This is a genomic window from Blastomonas sp. (genome assembly GCF_041747255.1).
Classification (GTDB): Bacteria; Pseudomonadota; Alphaproteobacteria; order Sphingomonadales; family Sphingomonadaceae; genus Blastomonas.
In genome coordinates, this window is sequence record NZ_JBGTFM010000305.1 from 1 (window position 1) to 7,823 (window position 7,823).

A 7,823-nucleotide genomic window follows, 5' to 3' on the forward strand; every position below is an offset into this window, starting at 1 on the left:
CGCCGCCTGCGCCTTCGCCCGCTGCCATGTTGATCGTCGCCAGCTCGGAAAGCGCGGCTGCGCTGGGCGGCATCGCAATCTGGCGGTCTTCGGCCAGCGAGAAGGGCAGCACATACATCCGGTAATCGCGCTGCACGCCGATCCGCAGCAGCGACGACTGGATGTTCCAGTCAGGCGGCAGATCGCGCGCCTCGACCAGATCGCTGCCGCGCAGACACGCCAGCCCCGCCCAGATGTGGTTAATGTCGATCCGTTCGAACTGGCCGACGACTTCGGGCGCGCCTTCGCCGGGAGCGAAACAGGCGACGCACGGACCCGGCATCGCCGCCATCTGGCGCGTGGCAGGGCCTGAGAGAAACAGGCCATCGGCGATGATCAGCAGCTCATCGGCGCTGGCCAGCCGCACGCTGATATCGGCAACCGAGCGCACCAGATGAAAGCCGAGGCCGAGCCTTGCCGCATAGCGCTCAAGCGCTTGCACCTGCCCGCCCACGGCATCGACCAGACACAGGATTTCGGCGGCCCCGGCGCGCTTGGCAAGATCGACATGCAGCATCGCCAGCGTACCATCGGCCAGCGGCAGCGCGCCGCGCAGCAGGCTTGTGCCACCAACGGTCTCGATCATGGACAATAACGCTGCGCGCAAGACACCGGCTCCGCTGCTGGGGTGAGCCATGCGTCATATCGGGTGCGGCGGGCGATGCCAACCGCGCCGCTGCTGAATTAAGCGGCGCTGTCGCCGAAGTTGCGCATCGCGGCCTTGAGGTTGCGCAGCGCCACCGGATCGCCCGGTGCGCCTTCCAGCGCCAGATCGGCCAGATCGACGATATCATTAACCCCGAAGCTGGCCGCGAGGCTCTTGAGGCGCAGCGCCGCGAAATGCCAGTTGGCATCGCAGCGCGACCGCCCGAGCAGATCGATCTGCCGTGCCGCGCTGTCAAGAAACGCGCCGCGCAGTTCCGCCACAAGCGCGGGATCGCTGCCCACCGCTGCGGCCAATGCCGCGTTCAAAGCCCCTGATTCATATGCCATAGCCTGAACGGTTAGCCGCCGAGGCTTAACTTTCGGTTTCTGCGAAAGCAAAACATGGTAAGGTTAATGCCATGGGCGAGAGCAAAAACATCATCGATATGCGCCATGGCCGCGCAGAAACCGGGTCCGGCGGCGATGCGGAGACAGGCGCTCCCTTGCCCGATCTGCTGGCACCTGCTGAACCAGAGGCTGCAGTAGAGTCCGTGCCATGGCTCAACGAGGATGACATCGTGCCGGTTGAACGACGCACCACAGCGGCGATGCTCGTCGCCGGGCTGGTGATCGCGGCGTGGACGGCAGCATTTATGTGGGCAGGCCTCGCCGAATGGCGATCGGGCATCAGCCTGGCTGAGGGCGTCAACGCGCTGTCGCAATGGGCGATTCTCGTCGTGCTCGTGCTCACGGTTTATCTGCTGACCCAGCGCAACAGCCTGGCCGAGGGGCGGCGCTATGCCGGAATTGCCCAAAGCCTGCGCAGCGAGAGCATCGCGCTCGATACCCGGCTGTCGCACATCAATGGCGAGCTTTCGCTGGCGCGCGCGTTTCTCGCCAGCCAGAGCCAGGAGCTGGACTCTTTGGGCCGCGTCTCAACCGACCGGCTGCGCAATTTTGCCGAAGAACTGCGCAATATCATCGCGTCGAGTGATCAGGGGATGCGCGCCATCGGTGAGGTCAGTGAGGCCGCATCGGGCAATATGGACAAGCTGCGCACCCATCTGCCGGTGATCGCCACCTCCGCCAAGGATGTCACCAACCAGATCGGCAATGCCGGGCGCACCGCGCAGGTCCAGATCGAAAGCATGATCGCCGCGTTTGAAAAGCTCAACGGCTTTGGCCAGGCCTCAAGCGCGCAGATCGACGCGCTGGTCACGCGGGCCGACATCGCCAGCCGCGAGCTCACCGCGACTTTCGCCAGCGCCAGCGCGCAGCTGGGCCAGTCGGTCGATGCCGCGCGCCAGCAGATCGATGCTTCGGTCAACAGCGCCAGCAATCATCTTGCCGGAACGCAATCGCAGCTGCAGCACTCGGGCGAGGCGCAGGCCGCAACGCTGCGGACGTTGCTCAGCGATGTGCAGGCGCAGAGCGATGCCATCACCGCGCAGATCGCGGGCCGCGCAGACGAGACCACGGGCCAGCTCGATCGGGCTGTCGCAGCGCAGCAGCAGGCACTGGCGACGCTGCTGGCCGACCTTCAAACCGGGCTGGACAACATGGCTGCCGCGATGGAAGCGCGCGCGGCAGACTCGCGCGCCGCGGTACGCGAGGCGGGCGACGATCTGGGGCTGACGCTCGAGACGCTGGCCACCTCGTCGCGCGAAAGCGAGGCGGTGATCCGCAACATGGTCGCGCTCGCCGACACCCAGATCAGCGAAGCCGAAGCGCGGCTGCTGGCGTTCGATACGCGCAGCGCCGACAGCGCCGCGAACCTCGCCTTCGCGCTCTCTGCGCTACAGGATAATGTCGCCAAGCTATCGCAGGCCATGGACAAGGGCGCGAACCATGCCGAGGCGTTCCAGGCGAAAAGCGAACAGCTGGGCGCACTGCTGACGGACATTGACGGCCAGATCGCCAGTGCGCTGCCCAAAGCGCTCGGCACGCTCGACGACCGCACCACGCAAAGCATCGAACGCGTCGGCGCGCTGCAGCAAGCGCTGGGCGGGGTCGACACCAACATCGCGCAGGTGCTTTCGCTGCTCGCCGAGATCGAGGCGCGCATTGCTTCGCAAGACAACCAGATCAGCGCATTGGTCGACGGCGGCAAGGCGGGCTGGGCAACGCAGGCGCAAGAGATCGAGACGCTGATCGCGGCGATGCGCACCGCGCGCGAGGACATCGAAGAGATGGAGGCGAACAGCGGCATCCGCCTGATCGAAACCATGCGCGACGTCCAACGCGAGGCGCGGGAGGCCGCAAATGAGTCGGCGCGCGCGCTTGATGCTGTGATCACTGGCGCAACCGACAAGCTGGGCGCGGAAACCGCCATCACGCTCGAACAAGTGCTGCGCACCAAGGCGGAGGAACTGATCGGCAAGCTTGATGGCGCAATCAACCGCGCGGTCGGCGCGACCAGCGAGGCGACGCTGCACCTCAAGGACCAGCTGGTGCGTGTCGATGATCTCGCCAGCCATCTTGAGCGCCGCGTGAGCGAAGCGCGCGAACGCGCCGAAGAGCGCACCGACAACGAGTTCGCGCGGCGGCTGGCACTGCTCACCGAATCGCTTAATTCGGCGGCGATCGATATCAGCAAGATCCTCTCCACCGAGGTCAGCGACACTGCGTGGTCGGCCTATCTGCGCGGTGATCGCGGTGTCTTCACCCGCCGCGCGGTGCGCCTGCTCGACAGCGCCGAGGCGCGCACCATCGCCCAAGCTTATCAGAACGACGACCAGTTCTACGAGCTGGTCAACCGCTTCATCCACGATTTCGAGGCGATGTTGCGCAATGTCTTGTCCACACGCGACGGCGGAGTGATCGGCGTGACCTTGCTGTCGTCAGAAACCGGCAAGCTGTACGTTGCGCTCGCTCAGGCGATCGAACGCCTACGCGATTAGGGTTTTACGATAGAAGCGGAGGTTCGTGGGGGCTTCGACATGTTCAGACTGAGCGGAGGGGAGGGAAACCGACCATTTGGTTGACCGATAGCCGTATAGAAGTCGACTATTGCCTTGACCTCACTAGGTGGCGATACTGATTGAATGCACCCGTTCCCAGATGCCTCGCAACTCAACTTCCTTATTGGCAAAGAACTCGAGCAACTTTGCCTCGGAAGTTGGCAGATTATTTTTGGGTTCGACGTATCTCGCCTTTCAGTTGAGGGCACCCTTGAGCACGTTGACAGCCGGGGGGGCGTACATAGCCACAACACAGATGAAAGCCGTCTCTCACCAATAATATTGCACCACTTGATTGGTCAGAAAATTCAGTCAGTCGAAGTCCAACCACTTTGCATGACCCTCACTTTTGATGGCGGGGATATCATCAGAGTTTTCAGTGAAGAAAGCCCGTACAAGTGCGGACACATTTATTACAATAATGAACTTATGGTCGTTTTCTAGCTGTCCGCAACCGGTCGAAAGGCACGCGACTCATCGCCTCTCGCCCCCCCCTACCGCCGCAACAAATCCCAGTGCTCGCCCTCATAGGCAATCGAAGCCTCGACCAGCCGGTCCCAGAAGTCGCCGATCAGCCCCACCGGCACCCCGGCGTCGAAGGCGGCGGCCTTCGCGTTGGCGATCACTTGCGCCTTGCGCGGTTCGTCGCGCACCTGTCCGCGTTCGGGCTTGATCCGCGCGGCGGCGCGCATATAGCCGAAGCGGGTTTCGAGTAACGCGATAATCTGCCGGTCCAGCGCGTCAACTCCGGCGCGGACGTCGGTCATGGTGGCGCACTGGTCGGGCGTTTTGATGGTGTCTGACATGTTCGCAGCCATAATCGCCCCGGTCGGCGCTGTCGAGATGGGGTCGCGGCACGCGCGCACGTCGCACACGCATTGACTTTGCCGCGCCGCTTCGTCATAGGCCGCGCTTCGCAATTGGCCCCGCACCCCGGTGAAGCGGTGGCCGCATGTCGCACAATCGGTGGCATGGTGCGTATCCGGGACCTGAAATCTGGCCCTAAATCGTGGGCCGGATCGTCTGAACCACAGACAGCCAATTGGAGAAACACGCGTGTCCAAACGCAACAGTTCAAAGTACAAGCTCGATCGCCGCATGGGCGAGAACATTTGGGGTCGCCCCAAGTCGCCCGTCAACAAGCGCGAATATGGCCCCGGCCAGCATGGTCAGCGCCGCAAGGGCAAGCTGTCCGATTTTGGCATTCAGCTGCGCGCCAAGCAGAAGCTGAAGGGCTATTACGGCGAAATCACCGAAAAGCAGTTCAAGAAGAACTATACCGAAGCCAGCCGGATGAAGGGCGATACCAGCCAGAACCTCATCGGCTTGCTCGAACAGCGCCTCGACATGGTGGTCTATCGCGCCAAGTTTGCGCCGACCATCTTTTCGGCGCGCCAGATCGTCAGCCACGGCCACATCCGCGTCAACGGCGTGAAGTGCAACATCGCATCGCGCAAGGTGAAGCCGGGAGATGTCGTGTCGCTGGGCAGCAAGGCGCAGGAAATGGCGCTTGTCATCGAAGCGCAGAGCCTCGCCGAGCGTGACATCCCCGATTATGTCGCGCCCGATGGCACCGACAAGATCACCTTCACCCGCATCCCGACACTCGACGAAGTGCCCTATGCGGTGAAGATGGAACCCAATCTGGTCGTCGAATTCTATTCGCGCTGATTTGGTTCAAATGATCAAGCATAAAAAGGCGGGCCATCGCGGCCCGCCTTTTTTGCTTAGAAGCGCGAGCGCTTAATTGCCGGCGAAAGCTTTTTCCATAAACGCAGCGCTGGTGCGCAGCATCTCGGCGCGGATATCGCCATCCTCCAGATAGTGATCGCGGTCCTTGTAGACGTGCAGTTCTGAGGATTTGCCAGCGGATTTCAGCCGCGAATCCATCAGCTTTGCGTGCCCAACATCGACATTACGGTCGATATCGCCATGAAACATCAGCACCGGAGCCCGGATCACCTCAGCGTTGCGCGCCGGGGAGCCGTCCTTGATGTGCGGCCCGCTGCCCACAAATCCGCTGACCAGCCGATAGTCGGTCCAGCCCCGGCGATCTTCTTTCAGCCGCTCAAGATCGGTCACCGGCGCCACGGCGACCACTGCCTTGAACAGGTCGGGCTCAACGACATTCGACTGCAGCGCCGCATAGCCTCCATAAGACCAGCCAAAAATGGCGAGGCGGTTTGCGTCTGCGCCTTGCTGAACCAGCCACCGACCGGCATCATTGACGTCGCCAATCGCGATCTGCCAGTTCTGGAAGCCATTGCGCTTGAACCAGTCAATGCCATAGCCCGCCGAACCGCGAAAATTGGGTTGCAGCACTGCATAACCGCGCAGCGCGAAATACTGGACCAGCCAGTCAAAGCCCCATTCGTCACGCGCGCCTGGACCGCCGTGCGGCATGACGATGGCAGGCAGGCCGGCGGCATCCGTCTTGCCCGGCGGTAACGTAAGATAGCCAGGGATCTGCGTGCCATCGCGCGCCGGATAGGTCATCGCTTTCATCGTTCCTAGGGTGACATTTTCAAGCTCGGGCCGGGCCGACAACATGTTGCCGAGCGTTTTGGCATCACGATCAAACAGGAAATAGCGCCCTGGATCGGTGTCACTGCCCGCCCAGACCAGCATCTTGCGTTCATCTTCACTCGAATCGATGACACGGATCAGCGGCAGGTCGGGAATCGCGCGCGACAGTGCGGCGGTCATCTTGGCGATATCCTGATCGATATAGTGCACCTGGGCGACATCGGTCACGTACCGCACACCAATCACCCGGTCGCGGCGGCCAATCCGCACAAAGCCAGCAACGTCCACTTCAGGATGCTCGAAAACCAGGTCTTCCTTGCCCGACCCATCGAGCGCCACCCGATAGGCTGCCAGCCGTCCGTTGAGCCGCTTCAGGCCAAAAGCGACATTCAGATTGCGATCAACGGCGTAAGGATCGAAGCCATTACTTTCTTCTGCGACCACACTGAGCAGATGCCAGGCATTGCTCTCTGGCTTGCGGTAATAATAGCGTCTTTCGGGTGTAAGATACTCGGAGCGTGTCACACTGTGACCCTTGATCCGAACCTTGCCATATCCATCCGATATGAACTCGCTGGCATCTTTGTTTGGTCCTTCGACCACCTTGGCCGTCAACTTGCGGGTGTCGACAAGATCAACCCCCAAACCTTCATCAGTTTGGCCAAGCCTGGTGCCGAGATCGACTTCGGGGATATATGGACGCACCATCAACACATGGCCGTCTTCTGACGGATTCCAGTCGATCACGCTGCCGCCATAAAGGGCGTACTGCAGGCTCTCGCCGCGCCCCCGGCGCACGTCCAGCATCTTGGTGGGACCACCATCGGCATCTACCGCCACAAGACGAGTGATGTACGTTGCGCTTCCTTCAACCATGGTTGACGCATAAAGATCGCACAACAGGCGCGTATTGCCGGTCCAATTGCACGATCCAAGGCGGTTCGGCTCTCCGTTGGCTCGAAAAATGGCCTTGGGCACTTGCACAGCCGCCTCAAGGTCCACGATCATGAGCACAGATCCCTGGCCTTTGATCGGCTCCAGATAGGCCATGCGCTTGCCGTCAGGCGACAGGCTCGCCTGTTCTACGATCGGACGGGCACCAAGAACCCGGGCGGCATCAATTTGACTGCGCGCCTCCTGTGCATGAACCGCCAACCCTGATCCAGCACAGACAGTGACAAAAATTGACACAACCATTTGCCATCGTGCAGTCACTGTTAACATCATCAATCCCCGCCCAGATCAAACATTCTCCCAATTATGAGAATTTAAACCAGGCGTGGCAAGATGTTTCAAAGCGGTATCAAACCAAAAAAAAGCGGGCCGCGTGGCCCGCTCTTTGTTAGATACATTCCCCCCATTTTGAAGGGGATGAGGAAATACTACACCGTTTCAGCGTCAAAGAAGAACAGTGCTTGGCTGATCGCAGCGCGCACTGTGTTGCGGTGGAATGGCTTGGTGATCAGGAAGGCCGGCTCGGGCCGTTCGCCGGTCAGCAGACGTTCCGGAAACGCGGTAATGAAAATAACCGGCACGTCGATTTCGCGCAGGATGTCTGCCACCGCATCGATGCCTGAGCTGTCATCGGCCAGTTGGATGTCGGCGAGCACGAGGCCCGGCTTCTCGCGCAAAGCCTGCTCGACTGCCTCGTCG

Annotated in this window: 5 protein-coding genes and 2 pseudogenes; 2 read left to right on the plus strand and 5 right to left on the minus strand. The window is 61.4% G+C overall.

What is annotated here, in order from left to right; translation table 11 throughout:
- A pseudogene (locus ACEW8G_RS10485) lies at positions 1-625 on the minus strand (hypothetical protein); the annotation flags it as partial.
- A 98-nt stretch (positions 626-723) separates the two neighbouring features.
- Positions 724-1,032 (minus strand): Hpt domain-containing protein, encoded by a 309-nt coding sequence (locus ACEW8G_RS10490; protein ID WP_373488368.1) that lies wholly within the window; start codon positions 1,030-1,032, stop codon positions 724-726.
- Between the two features lie 71 nt (positions 1,033-1,103).
- On the opposite strand from ACEW8G_RS10490, the gene ACEW8G_RS10495 reads away from it, so the two are divergent.
- Entirely contained in the window at positions 1,104-3,584 is a 2,481-nt protein-coding gene (locus tag ACEW8G_RS10495; protein ID WP_373488369.1) for a hypothetical protein, read from the plus strand.
- A gap of 554 nt (positions 3,585-4,138) precedes the next feature.
- Here the strand turns inward: ACEW8G_RS10495 and ACEW8G_RS10500 are convergent.
- Positions 4,139-4,450, minus strand: coding sequence for a chorismate mutase (locus ACEW8G_RS10500; RefSeq protein ID WP_373488370.1), 312 nt, complete (start codon positions 4,448-4,450; stop codon positions 4,139-4,141).
- A gap of 250 nt (positions 4,451-4,700) precedes the next feature.
- Between ACEW8G_RS10500 and rpsD the strand changes: the two genes are divergently transcribed.
- Positions 4,701-5,315 (plus strand): 30S ribosomal protein S4, encoded by a 615-nt coding sequence (gene rpsD, locus ACEW8G_RS10505; protein WP_373488371.1) that lies wholly within the window; start codon positions 4,701-4,703, stop codon positions 5,313-5,315.
- A 72-nt stretch (positions 5,316-5,387) separates the two neighbouring features.
- Here the strand turns inward: rpsD and ACEW8G_RS10510 are convergent, their stop codons facing one another.
- Positions 5,388-7,325 carry an alpha/beta hydrolase family protein gene (locus ACEW8G_RS10510; RefSeq protein WP_373488372.1) on the minus strand — a complete coding sequence of 646 codons (1,938 nt, stop codon included), beginning with the start codon at positions 7,323-7,325 and terminating at the stop codon, positions 5,388-5,390.
- 227 nt (positions 7,326-7,552) lie between these two features.
- A pseudogene (locus ACEW8G_RS10515) lies at positions 7,553-7,823 on the minus strand (response regulator); the annotation flags it as partial.

Coding starts and splice junctions, on each gene's coding strand:
- ACEW8G_RS10500 (WP_373488370.1), bottom strand. CDS start 4,450: ATGTCAGACACCATCAAAACGCCCGACCAGTGCGCCACCATGACCGAC.
- ACEW8G_RS10490 (WP_373488368.1), bottom strand. CDS start 1,032: ATGGCATATGAATCAGGGGCTTTGAACGCGGCATTGGCCGCAGCGGTG.
- ACEW8G_RS10495 (WP_373488369.1), top strand. CDS start 1,104: ATGGGCGAGAGCAAAAACATCATCGATATGCGCCATGGCCGCGCAGAA.